The following is an 18,463-nucleotide window of genomic DNA, read 5'->3' as shown; positions in this document are numbered from 1 at the left end:
TCTTCCTATGTTGTTCATCTTATTTATCTGTTTGTTCTTGCTTCTTTTTCAAATACTCCGCACGTATTTTTTCAATTTGCTGCTTTTTATCAAATTTGGCAGGTTTGTTTTTTTCATGATACTTTGCCACAGCTACCTTACCTTTAGTATCCAATTGATATTTCCCCACGCTTGTTCACCTACTTTACTAGTCGTTAACAAAATCTACTCAACACATATACTATACCTTATTTTACTGAAGTAAACCTTATTCGGGTACTGCTTACCATGCTTAAATCCATAAAAACAGAATAAAATACTCTTTATAAGAAAAATTATGAAGGAAATGTTTCTATATGCACAACTCATGTTTTACAAAGGTTCCTCTTACATAGGTTACCCTTCTCAAATGTAGATTTATTTTCACCTTACTTCGGGGCAGCATTATAATGAGCAAGCAAACTTTACAAGTTGATTGCGTGGAATGCACGACACTCTTGTATGGCAGCACGAGAGGAAAATCCACTTTTGTGGCGTAACACCATAAAAATTAGTGCTAGCCCTGCCTGCGAACAATTTGCTAAAAACCCCCTAAGCACTTTTACGCTTAGGGGGCTGTCTCAATTAGTACGTTGATTGTTGGATTTGTTGACGCAATGTTTTGGTAGCTGCCACCATATTGGCAAGTGCCGCAATAGTTTCTGGCTCTTTTCTCGTTTTCAATCCGCAGTCTGGATTGACCCAAAATTGATTAGTCGATAATACTTGTAGGCTATCTTGCATGATTGTTAACATTTCTTGTTCATTCGGTACACGAGGGCTATGAATATCGTAAACACCTAATCCAATCCCTTTTTCATATGGACGAATGTGTAGCGATGCAATCAGCTCACCATGGCTACGAGACGTCTCAATAGATAGTACATCAGCATCGAGTGCACTAATTGGTTCTATAAAATCATTGAACTCACAATAACACATATGTGTATGAATTTGAGTTTCATCCTTTACGTTCGCCGTTGCTAGCTTAAATGCATTCACGGTCCAGTCCAAATAAGCGCCCCAATTTTCCGTGCGTAATGGCAAGCCCTCACGCAAAGCAGGTTCATCGACTTGAATAATAGCAATACCGGCCGCTTCGAGTGCCTCTACCTCTTTCCTTAAAGCAAGTGCTATTTGATAGGTCACATCTTTCCGTGGAATATCATCCCGTACAAAGGACCAGTTTAGGATTGTTACTGGCCCCGTTAACATTCCTTTCACGTAGCGATTTGTTAAACTTTGAGCATAGGCTGTTTCTTTCACTGTCATAGGTGTCGCCCAAGCAACATCTCCGTAAATAATCGGTGGCTTCACACAGCGGGAGCCATACGATACGACCCAAGCTTTTTCTGTAAAAGCAAACCCTGTGAGTTTTTCACCAAAGTATTCCACCATATCCGTACGTTCGAATTCACCATGCACAAGTACGTCGATCTCTAAATTTTCTTGTATTTCAATCCAACGTTTCGTTTCTTGTGCGACAAATGTTGCATAAGCTTCATCGGACAACTGTTTCTTCCGCCATGCACTACGTGTCCGTTTTACCTCATCCGATTGAGGAAAGCTACCTATTGTAGTCGTTGGGAATAACGGTAATTGAAGTGCCTGTTGCTGAATTCGTTGACGCGTTTTAAAATCACTTTGCCGTTCAAAATCCTGTGTTGACACTGTTTGTACTGCCCTGTGAACAGCCTGATTATTTCGAACAGGATGTTTTTTTAACGCTTCGATCGCCTTCATACTTTCTGAAATAGTGTAATTTGTTGCATGATTTTTTTCGTTTAAATACTTTGCTACCTCTGTTAGTTCCACTAATTTCTCATCTGCAAATGCAAGTGCATTTTTTAAGACTGGCTCTAATTTTGTTTCTAGTGCTGTGGAGATTGGCACATGCTGTAAGCTGCATGATGATTGAATCCATAGCTCCTCGGCACTGGTCAGTTGTTCAATTGCTCTAACTGTTGTACTAACCTCTGCTAAATTAGCGCGCCAAATATCTCGTCCATTAATAACGCCGGCTGCCAATACTTTATCCTGTGGAAAACCAAATTGACGTAGCGCCTCCATATTATGCGTATAGCCATGCACAAAATCTAAACCAATTCCTTTTACTGGTAGTTCGATAAGCATTTTATAAGCTGATAATGATTCAAAATAAGTTTGTAGCATGATGTTCGCCTCGGGGACAGTTGCTGCTAATTGTATATAGATTTCTTGCACTAGTTTAACCTCTGTCTCATCTAATGAGGTAACTAAGGCAGGCTCCTCCAATTGAATCCAATTAGCACCGGCTGTAACGAGTTCTTTGATAACCTGCGTATAAAGTGGTAATAGTGCTAAAATAAATGCAACTTGCGATACTTTATCGTAGCCTTTTGTTAGCTTACAAAAGGTATAGGGCCCAATCAGCGTTGGTTTGGCTGTAATACCAAATGCTTCTTTCACTTCAAGGAAATCCGCAAGAATTTTATTTTCTGTTAACTCCAGAGCTTGCCCTTCAAATTCTGGTACGATGTAATGATAGTTGGTATTAAACCACTTTGTCATTTCGCTGGCGACTGCATCCTGATTACCACGCGCGATTCCGTAATATGTTTGTAATTCAACTTTGCCTCCTTGCCAACCAAAGCGCTTGGGAACTAAGCCAAACATTACTGCTGTATCGAGCATTCTGTCATATAGTGTGAAATCCCCAACAGTCACAATATCTAAGCCAATACGGAGCTGCTTATCAATACGAGCAAGACGAATTTCCTTCATTTTTTGTAAAAAATCAATTTCTGTCAGCTCATTTCTCCAAAAGGCTTCTAATACTTTTTTCCATTCACGTTCTCCTCCTATATATGGGTAACCAATTGCTGTCGTTGAATACGTCATATCCTTCTCCCCTTTAATTAAAATAAAAAAACCATCTTCCTTTTCAGGAAAATGGTAGTCATTGTCAATACAATTTAGCTATGATGAAACGATACGATAAATGTTGATTATCGTATAAAGATTCGTTGTCGCACAGTGCCAATTGGGTCACATCTCACCACCTATTTCCACGTAGGTTATTTGGTGTATACTAGATATTGGTAGGTCTCCTGGCTTCTCATCAACACGCCTCACAGCCTTCCCAGTCTCCCAGTGGCATTTGTGAATTGCTCCGATTTACAGTTGCGGGACAGCGTCGGATTTGCACCGACTTCCCTTTTAAGCCAAACTTTCATTTGGCACCAACTCTTACACAATATTTAATTATGTTGTTACTATAACACACATTTTTCTGAAAAGTATAACTTTTCTAAAATCAATTTATTGATTAAGTACTTATTTGCTGTCAAAATAAACGATACTTGTTATTAAGGAAATATTATTCTAATAAAAGATAGACTTATTATCATACTTTAGAAGGTATTCCAAGTAGTGAAGCGAAGTATATAGTTATACGTAAATATAAAGGAATTAAAGGAGGATTATGATGATTGTCGGTTTACATCACGTACAGCTTACCATTCCAAAAGATTGTGAGGAACAGGGGAAAGCGTTTTATTGCCATGTACTGGGGCTAAAAGAAATAGAGAAACCCACCTCCCTTCAAGGACGTGGGGGCTTTTGGTTACAAGTAGGAAATCAAGAAGTACATGTTGGGACAGAGGACGGGTTTGATCGATATACAACAAAAGCGCATATTGCCTATCAAGTTGACAACGTAGCGCATTGGAAGAACGTCTTATCCGAACACCAAATCGAAATACTTGATTGCGTGCCAATTCCACATGTTGAACGCTTTGAATTTCGAGACCCTTTCGGTAATCGAGTAGAGATGATGCAACCCATCTAAATGACAAAAGCAGCCAATATTGCAAAGTGGCTGCTTTTATTGTTTATAATTTAAAATGCTGTACTTCTTTGTTTAAACGTTCAGCCATCGAAGCGAGATCATCTGTATTTTTTGAAATTTCATCCATCGTTACGACTGTCTCGTCGATTGTTGCAGTCGTTTGCTCTACACCTGCTGCGGACTGTTCGGATATAGCAGCAATTTCATCAATAGAACGATTGATGTGCTCTGTTGTTGTTGAAATACCTTGTAAATTTTCTGTTATTCCTTGAATATTACTAAACATACTATTAACCGCAGAGGCTATTTGTTCAAAGGTTGTATTGGTATTCGTAATTTGCTCTGTTCCTCTTTTTACTTCTTCATATCCCGTTTGAAGGGAAGCTGTTACACCAACCGTTTCGTTTTGAATGCGCCCCACAATGGATGATATATCTGTGACCGAATAAGAAACCTGTTCCGCAAGTTTGCGCACTTCAGCAGCTACAACTGCGAAGCCTTTTCCCTGTTCTCCAGCCCGTGCCGCCTCAATTGCAGCATTTAACGCTAATAGGTTTGTTTGATTGGCAATATCGTCAATAACTGATACTAACTTAGAAATTTCTTGCGATTGTCTATTTAACCCTGCTACTTTTGCAACAGCCTCTTGCACGATCGTATCAATGGCAAACATTTGCTGTGTCGATGTGTTCATTAATTGTTGACCGCTTGTCGTAAGTTGTAATACTTCACTTGAATAGCCTTGTAAATCAATGCCTTGTGCATTTGCTTGTTGGACATTTACTTTAAATGTATCAATTCTTTGCGCTAAGTCACTTGCATTATGTGCTTGGGATTCCGAACCACCCGCTAACTCAAGCATCGTCAATGCTATTTGTTCTGCACCTGTTTTTACATCTAGCGAAGATTGTGCAAGCTGCTCACTATTTGCAGCTACATTGCCCGCAACAACATGGATTGATCCAATAATTTCATGAAGTTTTTGATTGAGCGTGTTTGTCGATTGTACCAGCAAGCCAATTTCATCTTTCATTCTTTCTGGCAATGGAGGCTGACTTATATCGCCATCTGCCATTTGCGATATTTTTTCAATTACCGCTTTTATCGGATTAGCAATCATATGCGCTGATATGTAAGCGGTTACAATTGCGATTAAAGTTATCATCACGCCTATTGCTAACCCTACATTCAGTGACTCTTTCGATTGGGCAATCATTGCCTGTCCTAGCTCATTAATAGAAGCTTCTCTTGCCTGCGCAAGCCCCTCATAACCTTTTCTAACCTCTGTAGCAAGCGAGTCAATAGAATTTAAGTTTTGTATAGCCAATTCTACATTTCCTTTATCATATTCATCAAACACTTTCGTTTGCACAAAACCTCGCCATTCCCTTGCTTTTTCTACAGTTTTCGATAGATTTGTATCAGTTGATAATTCCGTTAATAGTTTATTATTTTCTTCAGCAATTTTTACGTATGCTTCAAATTCTTTTTTATATTTCTGATCACCAGTCAGAACATAGCTTTTTGCAGCAGTTGTTCGAACACTGATTGTGGATGCTAACTTTTCATTTGCTGTTAACAACTGTAATTCTTTATAAACAATTTCTTCGCCAGCAGAAATGACACGCTTATTGGCAAAGTAGCTATACGTGTTAAAACAAGCAATAAAAAATACAACAATGAAAAATGCACTCAAAATTTTTGCTCGAATGGTTTTGAACCTCAGTTTCTGTAACATACCATTTTCCCCTTTCGTTAGTGAAATTATATCAATTACTTCTACGAAACAACATTTTTCGCTAGCTTTTGAGGATGAAAGTCTTGCTTGTTTTCTCCCTAAATATAACATATTATCCCTTTAACTCCCATGACTCGAACTATGTATTTCATAACAAAAGATGATAAGAAATAAGGTTGTAAAGCGTGCTTATATAAGCATTATTCGAGAAAAAAAGTTATTTTTCTATCATAAAATATTCTTAATTTGATTTATAAAATTCGTATGGCAGTACGCTCTATTGCCACATTGCTTATCATTTTTTAAGTATTCTGACTTCCTTTTAAATTCTATTGTAATGTTATTTAATATAGAAAAAGTTCTGATTGTTTATGACACAATCCCCCTTTTATCATCACAAACTGAAACATTTGTAATGAAACTGTAAATTCAAGCGATAAAGCCTTTACTATCAAGGTTTTCAGGTAGATTAACGTGCACTGTGGAAACATTTACCTAGCAGAACCCCATGTTTTTCATGCTACGATTATTGCAATGGCAAGCAAACAGAAAAATTTACTGCTCGCTTACAGGAGGTAAAAAACAGCATGAAAAAACATTTTTTAACAACTACATTAGCATTGTCGATTGGGTTTAGCTCATTCGGAATCGTTCAAGGGACATTTGAACCGATAAAAGTGGAGGCTGCGACGACAAATGCGCAAAATAATGACCAGGCCGTTGCAGCAAAGGCCGATCAACTGATTCAAACAGGGAAAAGCTTAATTGGTAAGGCTACATACAGTAATAGCGTGTACAAGTCTACATATCCTTACAAATTTTCTTGTGCTTCATTCCTTATGTATATTTTTGAAAAGAATGGTGTAGATCTTGGTACGTATAATGAAAATTACATGATACAACAAGGGACATATGTTGCAAGAAACCAATTGCAAAAAGGTGACTTAGTATTCTTTAAAAGTAAAAAAACAGGCACGGATCCTGATCATGTAGGCATGTACATTGGTAATAACAAAATTATTCATATGGCTGATTCCAAACAAAATATTGTCATTTCAGATATGAATAGTAAGCCATATTATAAAGACAATTATGTATCTGCTCGCAGAGTATTACCAACATTATTATCTGCCAACCCCGCAACAAAGGGCGATAAAATCGTAGAAAATGCGATTACTTATAAAAATAAAGCAACAATTAGTTCCACAATTAATGAACAAAGTTTACGTTTTACAGCACCTGGTTTCGTTGAATATGTCTACCGTAAAAGTGGCGTAAAACTTGGTACTACAAACTTAAAAGAACTTATGGCGAAAGGAACTACGGTGTCACGTGCCAATTTGAAAAAGGGTGACTTAGTATTCTTTAATGGTGTGAAAGGTTCGAAAAATCCATCGCTTGTAGCTATCTACGCTGGCGATCAACGTCTCATTATCCCAACTTCAAGCGGTGTTACGACAAGAGTACTATTTGTTGATTATTATAAGGAACATTATTTAACAGCAAAACGAGTATTTTAAAAGACATACAATCTGGCAATAAACAATTGAATGACTGCTAGCAAATATATAAACATAGCATACAAAGCAGTGTCATTGACACGTTTGTATGCTATGTTTTCGCTTTAAATGGTTGAATGGAACTTTACATTGTTAAAGTCTTGCTTGTCATTGCTACCATAAAGATTGCCCTGCTATGCTGTTAGATTTCCTTTAGATGATTGGCAAATTCAATCATGGATCTACTCGACATTGGGCCTTTTATAAGCACAATCGTATCTTGGTCAAGTTTTGGTTTGAGTAATTCTAAAACTCCTGCAACATCTTTAAAAACATGAACTTCCGCAGTAGTACCATCTTTTTTTGCTTGTTCTGCTATATGTTCTGCTCTTTTTCCAATAGTAATCAGCATTTGAATATTTCGCTCAGCCACCATGGAGCCAATCTCACGATGATACTTCTCTTCGAAAAGACCCAATCGCTTTATATCACCTAATATAAGGATTATTTTTTTATCTTTTCCTATCGTATCTAAAACTTTCAAGGCTGCTTCAACCGATGTAGGATTATTCGTCCATGTATCATCTACGATAGTACTTCCTTTAAGACCGGTTGACATTTCTAGATGCCTTGCCATCGGTTTAAATGTTTTTAAACGTGAGATTGCATTCTGAATGGACATGCCCATTTCTTTTGCAGCAACGATGGCCGCTAATGCATTATATACTTGGTGTTCTCCATAGCCAGGTACAAATACTGTATATTTTTCCTTAGCTACTTGCAGGGTAAATTTCATACCGTTGTTTATAAATTGCATGTTCGAAGCTTTATAATCGGCTTTTCCCTGAACCCCAATCGTAATAATTTTCCCTTTAAACGTATGCAGAGGAATTTTTTTTGTGTTTTCATCATCTGCATTGATGATTAACGTGCCATCTTCAGCTATTCCTTCTAAAATTTCAGATTTAGCTTTTATATAGCCTTCAAGATTTTTACAGCCATCTAAATGATGGACACCGATGTTTGTAATAATACCAATCGTCGGTCGATAAATCATACATTGATGCTTAATATTCCCCGTATTCCCTAGCCCTAATTCAAAAACCGCTGCTTTTGTCGTTTCATCGATGCCTATTAAATAAGGTAAAGATTGGCGAGGTTCATTTTTGCTACTAATAGATGCCTGCACATTCCAGTCTTTGCTCGCAATATGTTTAATCATTTCTTTTGTAGTTGTTTTTCCACATGTACCCGTTAATGCGACTACTGGTATATCAAATAGCCCTCTATAATACTCAATAAACTTCCAGTATGCCTGCAACGTACTTTTCACTCGAATAACTGTTGTATTCGGTAGTGCTTTTTTTAGTTCTTCTAAAGGTTTATCTGAAATAACGAGGGATGGTCCCTTTTTATCGATTTCTTCCCAATTAATGGTCTCACTTCTATTGATAAACATGAGTGTATTCTTTTGCGTCAAATCATGGCGATTATAATAGATGGCATGTTTGATAAGCCATTGCTCAGAACCACTTACTAAATCCCCTTGTAGTAACTTTCTAACCACAGTCACGCGAATATTTTGCACGTGAACTCCTCCCCCCTCTCAGTATAGTATGAAATATAATCACTAGAAGTGTGGGTAATGAAGAACCATTCTACCCTATTTCTAGTAACAACTATTATTTGATGACATGCTTTATCCTTTATTTAAAGCGCTCCTTTCTAGAAGATTACTATACAATATTATGATATGACTTTATGCGACACAGTCTTTAACCAGCTTTCATGACAAGTGCATTATTGCCTAGAATCATTTTCTTTTGGCAACGTTTTTTTAACTTTTAAATCAGCGGCCAGTTGGGAAATTTGCTTACTATACATATCTCCTTTTATTAGAATAATCGTATTCTCATCTACTATTTCATGTAATAACTTATAAACGAGAATATTATTATTAAATATATAAACGGGCTTACTAAAGCCTAATTTTACTGCACGATCAGCCATAATTCGGGCGTGCTCTCCAATAGTAATAAGAACATCTACACCAATTTTATGGATTAATTCTCCTGCTTGCTCATGGATAATATACCCCCAGGACCCTAAATCCGTAATCGTTCCGATAATGGCAATTTTTTTCTTGCCTTCTCCTAATGAATTTAAGACCTTTAAAGCAGCTTCTAAGGACGTTGTTGTTAAGCTCCAAGTATCGTCGATCAATATAGAACCATTGATTCCTTCAAAAAGTTGTAGTTGCTTATTCACTTTCTTGAATGTCGCTAATTGTTTAATCGCTACGGAAATCGGTACACGTAATTCATGAATGGCCGCAATCGCTCCCAATGCATTATAGACTTGATGTTCTCCAAATCCAGGAACGAAAACTTCATATTTTTTCTTTTTATGATGCAATGTAAACTGCATACCATTTTCTACATAGCGAATATGACTTGCTCTATAATGGCATGATGCTTGCTGGCCGATGTAAATAATACGTCCTTTAAATTTCGATAAATCAATTTTTCGTATATTGACATCTTCTGCATTGAGAATTAATGCACCATCTGGATTCACTATTTCAACCATTTCACCTTTCGCCTGTATATAACCTTCCAAAGTTTTACAGTAGTTTAAATGGTGCGCGCCGATATTGGTAATAATACCGATTGTCGGTTTAAAATACTTCCCTGCTTTTCTTACATCTCCTGGTGATCCAACAGCTGTTTCAAAAACTGCTACTTCTGTTTCCTCTTCAATACTAAGTAAATACTGCAATGAAGCGGTTCTAGAATTACTACTTAAAGTCGTAGCGGTTACTTCTTTTTCAGCAGAAAGAATATGTTTTATCATCTCTTTTGTTGTAGTTTTGCCTGATGTTCCAGTAATTGCAATAACAGGGATTTCAAATTGACTACGATAATAATGTACAAACTTCCAGTAGGCCTCATCTGTATTTTCTACTTGAATAATTATTACGTGTTGAGGAATTTCATGCTGACTATACACCCACTCTGTAACAAGCACTAGAGGAGCAAGCGATTCAAGACTTTTCCAGTTTACTATGCGTTTGTCTGTAAATAGAGCTGTGTACGGTTTTTTCACTTGTTTTAGCCGATATGCGCCATACTGGATCAGCACCTCATCCGACCCTTGCAATAATTTACCTGCAGTAATCGCTGTTAAATTCTTCACCGATAGAGGCTTCATATCATTTCACACTCCTTTCTTCTCTATTATATGAAGCACTTTAAAAGTTGCTTGGATGTAAACATGATACATAACTAGAAGAAAACTATTTCACAGCATATATATAAGGTGTATATTAATAATCCAAGTGCCAATTGAAGGAGTGATTTCACTGAAGGCAATTATATTTATCGGTACAAACAAATCTGGGTCTAGTCGTGAAGCGATAAAAGCAGCAGAAAAATTGGGCTACTTGACAATACTGTTCACAAGCAATGAAAAACAATTACAACAGAGAAAAGCCTATCCAGACATTCATAAAATGATTTTTATCGATACTTCCAATATAGAAGATATGATAGAGGAAATTCATGATTTGCTTGATACCGGTTTAGAGATAAAGTCCATTGTTAGTTTTGTAGATCCATTTGTTCATATTGCCTCTATTTTATGTGATGAATTTTGCCAAAACTATACTTCATCAGCAGCAATTGAAATGATGGAAGATAAAGAGAAAACAAGAAATCTATTAAAGGATCAGCCATACTCCCCAAAATTTTTCCTAAAAAAACCGCATGAATCATTTTCAAATAACATGGTATTTCCATTGATTGTTAAATCTCCTAAATCAACGGGTTCAAAAGACGTACTACTGGCGACAGATAAAAACCAACTCGATTCACATCTTACATTTCTCCAAAATAAAAACCCTGGTGAAACCATCATGATTGAGGAATATATTGATGGACCCCAATACTTAGTTGAAGCAATGGTCTATAAGCGACAAGTTCACACAATCGGTATTATTGAACAAGAGATTACACAAGGTAAACGATTTATTATTACAGGCTATGGTATACTCGCGGAAGTACCTTCTGATATTCAAAAAGGGATTGAAGAAGTGCTCCATTCTATTGTCAAAGTATTTGATATTGAAAATGGAACATTGCATCTAGAGCTTCGTTTAACAGAACAAGGATGGAAGCTCATTGAGATTAACCCTCGAATTTCAGGTGGCGCTATGAATAATATGCTACATGCGGCTTTCGGATTTAGTTTAGTGGAAGAAACACTGAAATTATTTTTAGGGGAACAACCAAATGTCCAACCTAGGCATAAAAAATTCATCTTTACAAAATATGTCATAGTAGAGAGCAAAGGTGTGTTAGAAAGAGTAATCGGTAAAACAAGGGCAACAAAAGCACCTGGTGTTGTCGATGTATATGTAAAACCGCGAAAAGGAACATTGTTAACCCCACCGTTGTCGATGGGTCATCGCTATGCCTATGTCATTGCCGAGGGTAAAACTTTAGCTCAAGCGAAAACCAATGCTATAACCGCCGCCAAAGAAATCAAATTTCTATTAAAAGCGCTCTAATTTGGGGGCGATTGCTGCTTATCGTTCCAACTTAATCTATCTTCTTAGTAAATATGCTGTAGTTGCGGATGTGGCTTTTGCTTCATCCGCTTTACTATGAGCAATTTAGGCAATAGCGCGCTGGATACATCGTTTTACTTTGTTTGCATTCACAACAATCAACCCGAGTAATTGCCCTATCCAATGGGCAACTACTCGGGTTTTCCTCGTTATGCTTTAAATGTTTGGTCTAAAAATTTAACGGTTTCAAACATATTCGTTTTACTAGCACCTTTGACAAGAATCGTGTCATGAGGTTCGATTATTTTCTCTAACAGCGCATGCAATTGATCTTTATTCGTAAAATGATAAATCTTGTTTGAATCCATGCCTTTTGCTATGGCCGCTGCTCCTATTTCTTCTGTCCTAAAGCCATAGGTAATTAAAAGATCAATGCCTTGTTCAACAATAAATTCGCCTAATTTGCGATATTCTTCTTCTCTTAAATCACCTAGCTCACGCATCTGCCCAATTATTGCCACACGCCGTTTGTTGCTAACATTTGTTAGCACATTTAGGGCTGCCCTTACGCCTTGAGGATGGGAGTGAACAGTATCATCGATGACCGTTATATGATCGCGGCAGTTATACACTGTCAACCTTCTTGGCGGCTTTTTAAAATGCAAACCTGCTTTTATTTCCTGTGGCGTAAACCCTAAATAATCTGCAACCGCAACCGCATTCAGCGCATTATAAACGTGATGTTCTCCTAAAATCGGAATAAATAATTGGATTTCCTGACCTTGCAGTTCCATCTTAAATGCCATGCCATTTTCTTTATATTGTATGTCGTATGCTCGATAGTCCGCTTCTGTGTGAATACCAGTAGTCAGGATTTTCCCTTTAAATTGATCGGTCAATAAATAGTTTGAATTGTCGTCATCTTTATTTAAAATAAGTAACCCTTGCTGATCCATACCTTGAATTAATTCTGACTTAGCTTTCGCTACTTTTCGAACATCTCCATCAAAATTCCCAACATGCGCAAGTCCAATATTTGTAACGATACTTATATTCGGTTGGATAATGCTACAGTGGTTTGTAATGATACCTGGATAAGCCATTCCATATTCGAGCACAACGGCTTGGTGAGAATCGTTGATTTCTTCTGCATGTTTTTTAGTATGTTCAGTCGTATTCCAGTAATCCTTCGACTCAAATACATTCCATTTTTTAGACAATATAGACCCTAAAAATGCCTTAGATGTGGTTTTTCCTGCACTACCAGTAATCGCAATTATTGGTTTATCGAATTTTCCATGGTTCGATTGTGCTGTTACTTCGACTTGCTTTGGTTTTGAATCTGTAGGTTTTGGTACCACTGTTTTTGTGTTTGAAGTTGCAGGTTTTGCTTTTGGTTTTTTTATCGGTTGTTGGGTTTCTGCTAAGTACTTTGCATAACGAATCGAATGGATAACAACATCTAATTCTAAGTAAAACGCCGGCGGACAACCAGGACGCCAGTTTACCTCGTAGATCCATATTTTTTGTTGCGCATCGAGCCCGACATCTATTCCAATCTCATCAATGACCTCTCCAAACTTCGTCATCTGAATGTCATCTAAATGGCGTGCCAAAGATAATGAGAAATGTTCCAACATCCGACGAATATTAAAGGCTTCTTCTTTAAACTCTTGCTCTAAAAATGGATCCAAATAATTTGTATAACCGCCATTGTTGATGTTTGGAATAATTGATCCATGTGGTGCAATACGTGGATAAACTGTTGTCACTACCCATTTACCTTCCCCATTTTTTTGAACATGTAGACGAAAATCATAAACTTGACCCGATTTCATTTTCGATTGAATATACGGTTGCATAATAAACGTACCCGTTTCAAGAAGTTCATGGATTAATGCATTTAACTGTTGCTTTGAGTACATACGATTCTCGCTATTTTGCCGTACCTCAAAATGGTCTCCTATTTTGATAATAAAATAGATTCCTTTTCCTTTCCTGCCGTCAATCGGCTTAAATACGATTTTTTTATGGTGGGCTATATAGCTATGAAAGACATCTGTGTTTTTTACTATTTCTGTTGGAATAATGTATTTATCAAATTCTTTCGCCTCTTTAAGTCGCTCCATAACATTCCATTTATTACCGATTGAATGTGTAGTAAACGGAATCTCCTTTTTCAATCGCTCTATTATTTTTTTTGACACCGCTAATTTTTCTGGACTTCCAGCATTATAAATTACATCTGGAAAGGGCATCACTCTTTCATGCCATTGCCCATCTTCTAATACCTGCCCATTGATCGTACGATTGTCAAAGTTTACCTTTTTAGGTGTAAAGTAAAAAAATTCTACTCCTTCTGCTTTTGCAACTGCTGCATATGCATATGACTTGATAACAGTTTTAGGATCTAGACGATGATGCAACATTCCTATAATTGTCATGCGTTAATCTTCCTTTCTATAGACTCTTTCTATTAAATTCAGATTACGCAGCTTGCATATGGACAGATGCTCTAGTTCTGCAATTATTTTAGTAGTTTTATAGGTAAATCATCTATTTTACCATTTAGGCTCAATGATAAATTTCTTTTTTAATAAGTCTGGATTTAATAACTGAATAGCTGATATACTGCCTAACTCAATTGATTTTTCTGTCGATGTTCTTTCTAATCTCACAACATCAGCAATTACATTTGTTTCATTGCCTTCATAATCATAGGCTCGTAACAGCGAAATAGTGCCTCGACAACGATCTATATCAATCGCTTCTATACGAAAAAACTCTGTTTCAAACTGTTTAACTGTATCTATTAATCGTAAATGTGCTCCATTATGCGTTATTAAAAAAAAGGGAATGGTATCACTACCAATTATTTTTACAAGAAGCTGACCATAATATTTTGAATGAAAATCTGTTATGATATCCTGTAGTGCTTTTATATCGTATAGCGCTTCGCATACAAAGTGCTTTCTTCCTTTTTCAATACCCAACGTTCCCAGCCCCTTCCTATTGCGTTTTAGCAATGGCTCCTTACTCGAACGATAGCAAAATCATTATTTGACCTATCTCGTTATAATATGTCCGTTTTTAAAATATGACGACATGATTTGTAAGGGGAGCTCTAAAAAAATAACAACTTCTTACATAAAAATAAAATACTTATGAAGCCGTACGCTTTACCCGCGGAAAAGCGGGATGTACCAGCGAAATATCGCACTTTACCCGCGATTCATACAAATGCTTATAATAAACCTGCATTTTTCAAAAATGCCCTAGCTACATCCTCACTATTTTTCCCTTCCACGTTAACTTGATAATTCATTTCACGCATTTGATCATCCGTGATTTGATTGGCCAGTTTCCCTAACACCTTTTCAAGCTCAGGATATTTTTCAAGTGTTTCGTTTCTTAACAATGGCGCGCCTTGATACGGGGGAAATAACTGTTGATCATCCACTAATACAGTCAAATCATATTGGCGTAATTCGCTGTCAGTTGAATAAGCATCCAATAAATCGATATTACCTGATTGGATGGCTTGATACCTTAGCTTTGGTTCCATTGTTGTAACAGAGGCAATATCAATCCCATAGCGCTTCTGAATGCCTACGTAACCATCCTCACGATCATTGAACTCCAACGTAAATCCCGCTTTAATCGACTCTTGCATCGCCTTGATATCAGAAATCGTCTGTAATTGATAAGCTTCCGCTAGTTGTTTTGAAACGGCCAAAGCATATGTGTTGTTATACTGCATTGGACTGAGCATAACCATATCAAATTTCTTCAACATACCTTCTTTTGCCTGTCGATATACTGCTACTTGATCGTTACTTACCGCTTGTTCTTTTAAAAACTCTGCGATTGCCGTACCTGTAAATTCTGGATATATATCAATGCTTCCTGATTTTAGGGCATTAAAAACAAAGGATGTCTTGCCGAGTCCAGGTTTTAATTGAACATCTAAATCTGTATCATTTTCAATCAATAATTTATACATATTAATCAGGATTTCTGGCTCTGAACCAAGTTTACCTGCAATGACGATATCTGCTTTGTTATTAAAGTTTAGGAATGGCAGTGCAACCATCATCATAGCCGCAACACTAATGGCAAGTAATACCGAAACTGTTCGTTTAAAAGATAGTGATTCTAGCTTTTTCAAAAGATAATCGAACACTAATGCTAAAATGGCCGCTGGAACTGCACCTAATAGGATGAGCGAAGTATTATTACGATCAATACCAAGCAAAATAATATCACCTAATCCACCAGCGCCTATTAATGCAGCTAATGTAGCCGTTCCAACTATTAATACCATGGCTGTGCGAATGCCTGCCATTATAACGGGCATTGCAAGTGGCAGTTCCACCTTCACTAATCTTTTTGCTGTATTCATCCCCATTGCCATTGCCGCTTCCTTTAAAGACGGATTGACTTCGTTTATGCCTGTAAATGTATTGCGTAAAATGGGCAGGAGGGCATAGACCACAAGAGCGATTATAGCAGGCGTTTTCCCAATGCCGAGTAACGGAATTAACAATCCTAACAACGCTAATGAAGGGATTGTTTGTAAGGCTGCACTAATGCCAATTATACTTTCCGCTATTTTCTTTTGATGCGTTAAGTAGATACCCAGTGGGATGGCAATGACTACTGCAAAAAATAAGGCAATAAATGATATTTGCATATGCTCTATTAACGATGCAATGAGTTGACCTTTGCGTTCATCCAACACATGTAAAAAATCAGTCATTTGCCTCACCCCGTTCCGTGGAATGGTTGGCTAAAAACTGCAACATTGATTGCCTTGTAATAACTCCAATAATTTCCTCTTCGCTTTTCACTGCCAGACACTCATAGTGCGCCAATTGTTGTAAAATGACTTGTAAAGTAGCCTGATCACCAACACTATGTATCACATAACTTTGATGTTTCGCCTCTACAAACGGTTCAATCACTTGTTGAATGGTAAACACATTCAATGCATCTTCCTTGACCCCAATAAATTTTCGAACAAAATCATTGACGGGATTTTGTATTATTTCCTTTGGTGTACCGATTTGTACTATTTCTCCATCTTTCATCACACAGATGCGATCCCCTAGTTTTAACGCTTCTTGCATATCGTGTGAAACAAAGACAATCGTTTTATTTATTGCACGTTGAAGCTCAAGCAGGTCATTTTGTAATTTTGTTCGACTAATTGGATCCAATGCACTGAATGGCTCATCCATTAATATAATTTCGGGATCTGCTGCCAATGCGCGGACAACCCCAACCCGTTGTTGTTCCCCACCCGACAGTTCATTTGGCTTTCTGTCACTATATTGAGCTGGTTCTAGCCCTACCATTTCTAATAATTCATGAACTCGTTGTTGAATTTTTGTCGTTTCCCATTTTTTCATTTCAGGAACAATGGCGATATTTTCAGCTATTGTCATATGAGGGAAAAGTGCAATTTGTTGGAGCACATAGCCAATATTCCATCGTAGTTCATGAATATTATAATCACTAATTCTTTTACCGTTAATTCGTATTGTTCCTTCAGTCAATTGAATTAATCGGTTAATCATTTTTAGTAATGTCGTCTTGCCACAACCACTAGGGCCTATAATGACAAAAAACTCCCCTTTCTGTATCTCAAAATTAATGGCATTTACTGCAATTTGGTTATTATCATATTTTTTTGTAACATTTTCAAATGCAATCATTGACTAAGCTCCTTATAAATTTGATAGATTAAATGTCCGTGTTCTTCCCACTAGTATATCTTTCCACATATTCAAACGGTTAAACTAACAATAGGACAAAGCGATTTTAATAGATTTATAGTTTCATGTACATCTTAGACGCGCTATATGAAACTTTTTCATATGAAAGTTCGTTGTATTAATTATGAATTCTAGTGAAAAACGATGCTTTTTTTTATCTAGTTGTTTTACAATATGAAAAGAGTAAGCGATTTTTTAAGAGAAAAGAAAGGAGGAAGGTGTTGCATAGATTCAACATCTATAACTACATGAGATTATTCAAAAAACTATTAATCGGAATGATTGTCATAGCGTCTGTTATCAGTATTTCCACTTATTTTTTGATTCAGCTATTGAAGCCAACCGACACTGCCGTTCAAAAATATGTAGATGAAGGTCCAAGTGTGGAAGAATTTATTGGCTCTATTGCAGAAACAGCACGACAACTCGGTGCTGAAAATGACTTATATGCATCTGTCATGATTGCGCAAGCCATTTTAGAAAGTAAGCATGGGCAAAGTGGTCTTAGTTCCACTCCTAATAACAATTTATTTGGTATGAAAGGCAAATTTCAAAATGATTCCGTGACACTTGAAACAGTTGAGGATGATGGCTCTGGTAATCTGACAACAGTGATGGCTGAATTCCGCAAATATCCTTCCTACGAAGAATCCATGAAAGATTATGTCCAATTACTCCGCAATGGTGTGTCTTGGAACAAAAATTTTTATACAGGTGTCTTTAAAAGCAACACAACATCCTATGCAGATGCGACAAAATTTTTAACAGGCTCTTACGCAACAGATTCAACTTACAATGAAAAGTTAAATAGTCTAATTGCAAAATACGACTTACAACAATACGACAGCCCTGTAAAAAATAAAAAAACCATTACAGTTGCGGATGGTGACTCGCTGATGCATATCGCACAGACGCATAATGTTAAAGTAACATCCATTAAACAATGGAATCAATTGCGTTCAGATAATATTGAAGCTGGACAACAGTTAAATATTTATCAATATTAGCGTAAACATACACAAGGCGAGGTATTCG

13 protein-coding genes and 1 riboswitch are annotated in these 18,463 nt (G+C 36.9%); of the genes, 4 read left to right on the top strand and 9 right to left on the bottom strand.

Annotated elements, in window-relative coordinates:
* Positions 1–19: 19 nt before the first annotated feature.
* Together I5435_RS09420 and metE are read right to left on the bottom strand one after the other, a co-directional pair.
* Positions 20–169 carry a hypothetical protein gene (locus I5435_RS09420; protein ID WP_024363598.1) on the bottom strand — a complete coding sequence of 50 codons (150 nt, stop codon included), beginning with the start codon at positions 167–169 and terminating at the stop codon, positions 20–22.
* 434 nt (positions 170–603) lie between these two features.
* The gene (gene metE / locus I5435_RS09415; RefSeq protein WP_337983661.1) at positions 604–2,898 is read right to left on the bottom strand and encodes a 5-methyltetrahydropteroyltriglutamate--homocysteine S-methyltransferase; all 2,295 of its coding nucleotides are present in this window, start codon (positions 2,896–2,898) and stop codon (positions 604–606) included.
* Positions 2,899–3,080: 182 nt separating this feature from the next.
* Positions 3,081–3,259, bottom strand: a riboswitch (cobalamin riboswitch).
* A 225-nt stretch (positions 3,260–3,484) separates the two neighbouring features.
* Between metE and I5435_RS09410 the strand changes: the two genes are divergently transcribed.
* On the top strand, positions 3,485–3,847 hold the full coding sequence (locus I5435_RS09410; protein WP_025219309.1) for a VOC family protein: 363 nt from the start codon (positions 3,485–3,487) through the stop codon (positions 3,845–3,847).
* 43 nt (positions 3,848–3,890) lie between these two features.
* Here I5435_RS09410 and I5435_RS09405 read toward each other — a convergent pair whose 3' ends face one another.
* On the bottom strand, positions 3,891–5,585 hold the full coding sequence (locus tag I5435_RS09405; RefSeq protein ID WP_337983660.1) for a methyl-accepting chemotaxis protein: 1,695 nt from the start codon (positions 5,583–5,585) through the stop codon (positions 3,891–3,893).
* 587 nt (positions 5,586–6,172) lie between these two features.
* Here I5435_RS09405 and I5435_RS09400 point away from each other — a divergent pair.
* The gene (locus I5435_RS09400; protein WP_024363594.1) at positions 6,173–7,105 is read left to right on the top strand and encodes a C40 family peptidase; all 933 of its coding nucleotides are present in this window, start codon (positions 6,173–6,175) and stop codon (positions 7,103–7,105) included.
* A gap of 181 nt (positions 7,106–7,286) precedes the next feature.
* Here the strand turns inward: I5435_RS09400 and I5435_RS09395 are convergent, their stop codons facing one another.
* Together I5435_RS09395 and I5435_RS09390 are read right to left on the bottom strand one after the other, a co-directional pair.
* Entirely contained in the window at positions 7,287–8,672 is a 1,386-nt protein-coding gene (locus I5435_RS09395; protein WP_337983659.1) for a UDP-N-acetylmuramoyl-tripeptide--D-alanyl-D-alanine ligase, read from the bottom strand.
* Positions 8,673–8,884: 212 nt separating this feature from the next.
* The gene (locus I5435_RS09390; RefSeq protein ID WP_024363592.1) at positions 8,885–10,294 is read right to left on the bottom strand and encodes a Mur ligase family protein; all 1,410 of its coding nucleotides are present in this window, start codon (positions 10,292–10,294) and stop codon (positions 8,885–8,887) included.
* Between the two features lie 151 nt (positions 10,295–10,445).
* Between I5435_RS09390 and I5435_RS09385 the strand changes: the two genes are divergently transcribed.
* On the top strand, positions 10,446–11,651 hold the full coding sequence (locus I5435_RS09385) for an ATP-grasp domain-containing protein (protein WP_024363591.1): 1,206 nt from the start codon (positions 10,446–10,448) through the stop codon (positions 11,649–11,651).
* A gap of 209 nt (positions 11,652–11,860) precedes the next feature.
* Here the strand turns inward: I5435_RS09385 and I5435_RS09380 are convergent, their stop codons facing one another.
* The 4 genes from I5435_RS09380 to I5435_RS09365 all read right to left on the bottom strand — a co-directional run bounded on the left by I5435_RS09380 (position 11,861) and on the right by I5435_RS09365 (position 17,368).
* Entirely contained in the window at positions 11,861–14,095 is a 2,235-nt protein-coding gene (locus I5435_RS09380) for a YheC/YheD family protein (protein WP_108030581.1), read from the bottom strand.
* A 117-nt stretch (positions 14,096–14,212) separates the two neighbouring features.
* The gene (locus tag I5435_RS09375) at positions 14,213–14,644 is read right to left on the bottom strand and encodes a hypothetical protein (RefSeq protein WP_024363589.1); all 432 of its coding nucleotides are present in this window, start codon (positions 14,642–14,644) and stop codon (positions 14,213–14,215) included.
* Between the two features lie 251 nt (positions 14,645–14,895).
* The gene (gene opuFB, locus I5435_RS09370; protein ID WP_337983658.1) at positions 14,896–16,410 is read right to left on the bottom strand and encodes an osmoprotectant update ABC transporter permease/substrate-binding subunit OpuFB; all 1,515 of its coding nucleotides are present in this window, start codon (positions 16,408–16,410) and stop codon (positions 14,896–14,898) included.
* Positions 16,403–17,368: an ABC transporter ATP-binding protein gene (locus I5435_RS09365; RefSeq protein WP_024363587.1), complete on the bottom strand. Its 966-nt coding sequence runs from the start codon at positions 17,366–17,368 to the stop codon at positions 16,403–16,405. The genes opuFB and I5435_RS09365 overlap by 8 nt, the downstream gene beginning before the upstream one ends.
* 281 nt (positions 17,369–17,649) lie before the next feature.
* Here I5435_RS09365 and I5435_RS09360 point away from each other — a divergent pair, with 281 nt between their 5' ends.
* Entirely contained in the window at positions 17,650–18,435 is a 786-nt protein-coding gene (locus I5435_RS09360; RefSeq protein WP_227665431.1) for a glucosaminidase domain-containing protein, read from the top strand.
* Positions 18,436–18,463 lie beyond the last annotated feature (28 nt).

This window comes from Lysinibacillus sp. C5.1, from assembly GCF_016350185.1.
In the GTDB taxonomy this organism is placed as follows: Bacteria; Bacillota; Bacilli; order Bacillales_A; family Planococcaceae; genus Lysinibacillus; species Lysinibacillus sphaericus.
The sequence above is the reverse complement of the archived record's forward strand: the minus strand, read 5'-3'. Positions and strand labels throughout refer to the sequence as shown.

Coding starts and splice junctions, on each gene's coding strand:
- I5435_RS09405 (WP_337983660.1), bottom strand. CDS start 5,585: ATGTTACAGAAACTGAGGTTCAAAACCATTCGAGCAAAAATTTTGAGT.
- opuFB (WP_337983658.1), bottom strand. CDS start 16,410: ATGACTGATTTTTTACATGTGTTGGATGAACGCAAAGGTCAACTCATT.
- I5435_RS09400 (WP_024363594.1), top strand. CDS start 6,173: ATGAAAAAACATTTTTTAACAACTACATTAGCATTGTCGATTGGGTTT.
- I5435_RS09410 (WP_025219309.1), top strand. CDS start 3,485: ATGATTGTCGGTTTACATCACGTACAGCTTACCATTCCAAAAGATTGT.
- I5435_RS09365 (WP_024363587.1), bottom strand. CDS start 17,368: ATGATTGCATTTGAAAATGTTACAAAAAAATATGATAATAACCAAATT.
- metE (WP_337983661.1), bottom strand. CDS start 2,898: ATGACGTATTCAACGACAGCAATTGGTTACCCATATATAGGAGGAGAA.
- I5435_RS09390 (WP_024363592.1), bottom strand. CDS start 10,294: ATGAAGCCTCTATCGGTGAAGAATTTAACAGCGATTACTGCAGGTAAA.
- I5435_RS09380 (WP_108030581.1), bottom strand. CDS start 14,095: ATGACAATTATAGGAATGTTGCATCATCGTCTAGATCCTAAAACTGTT.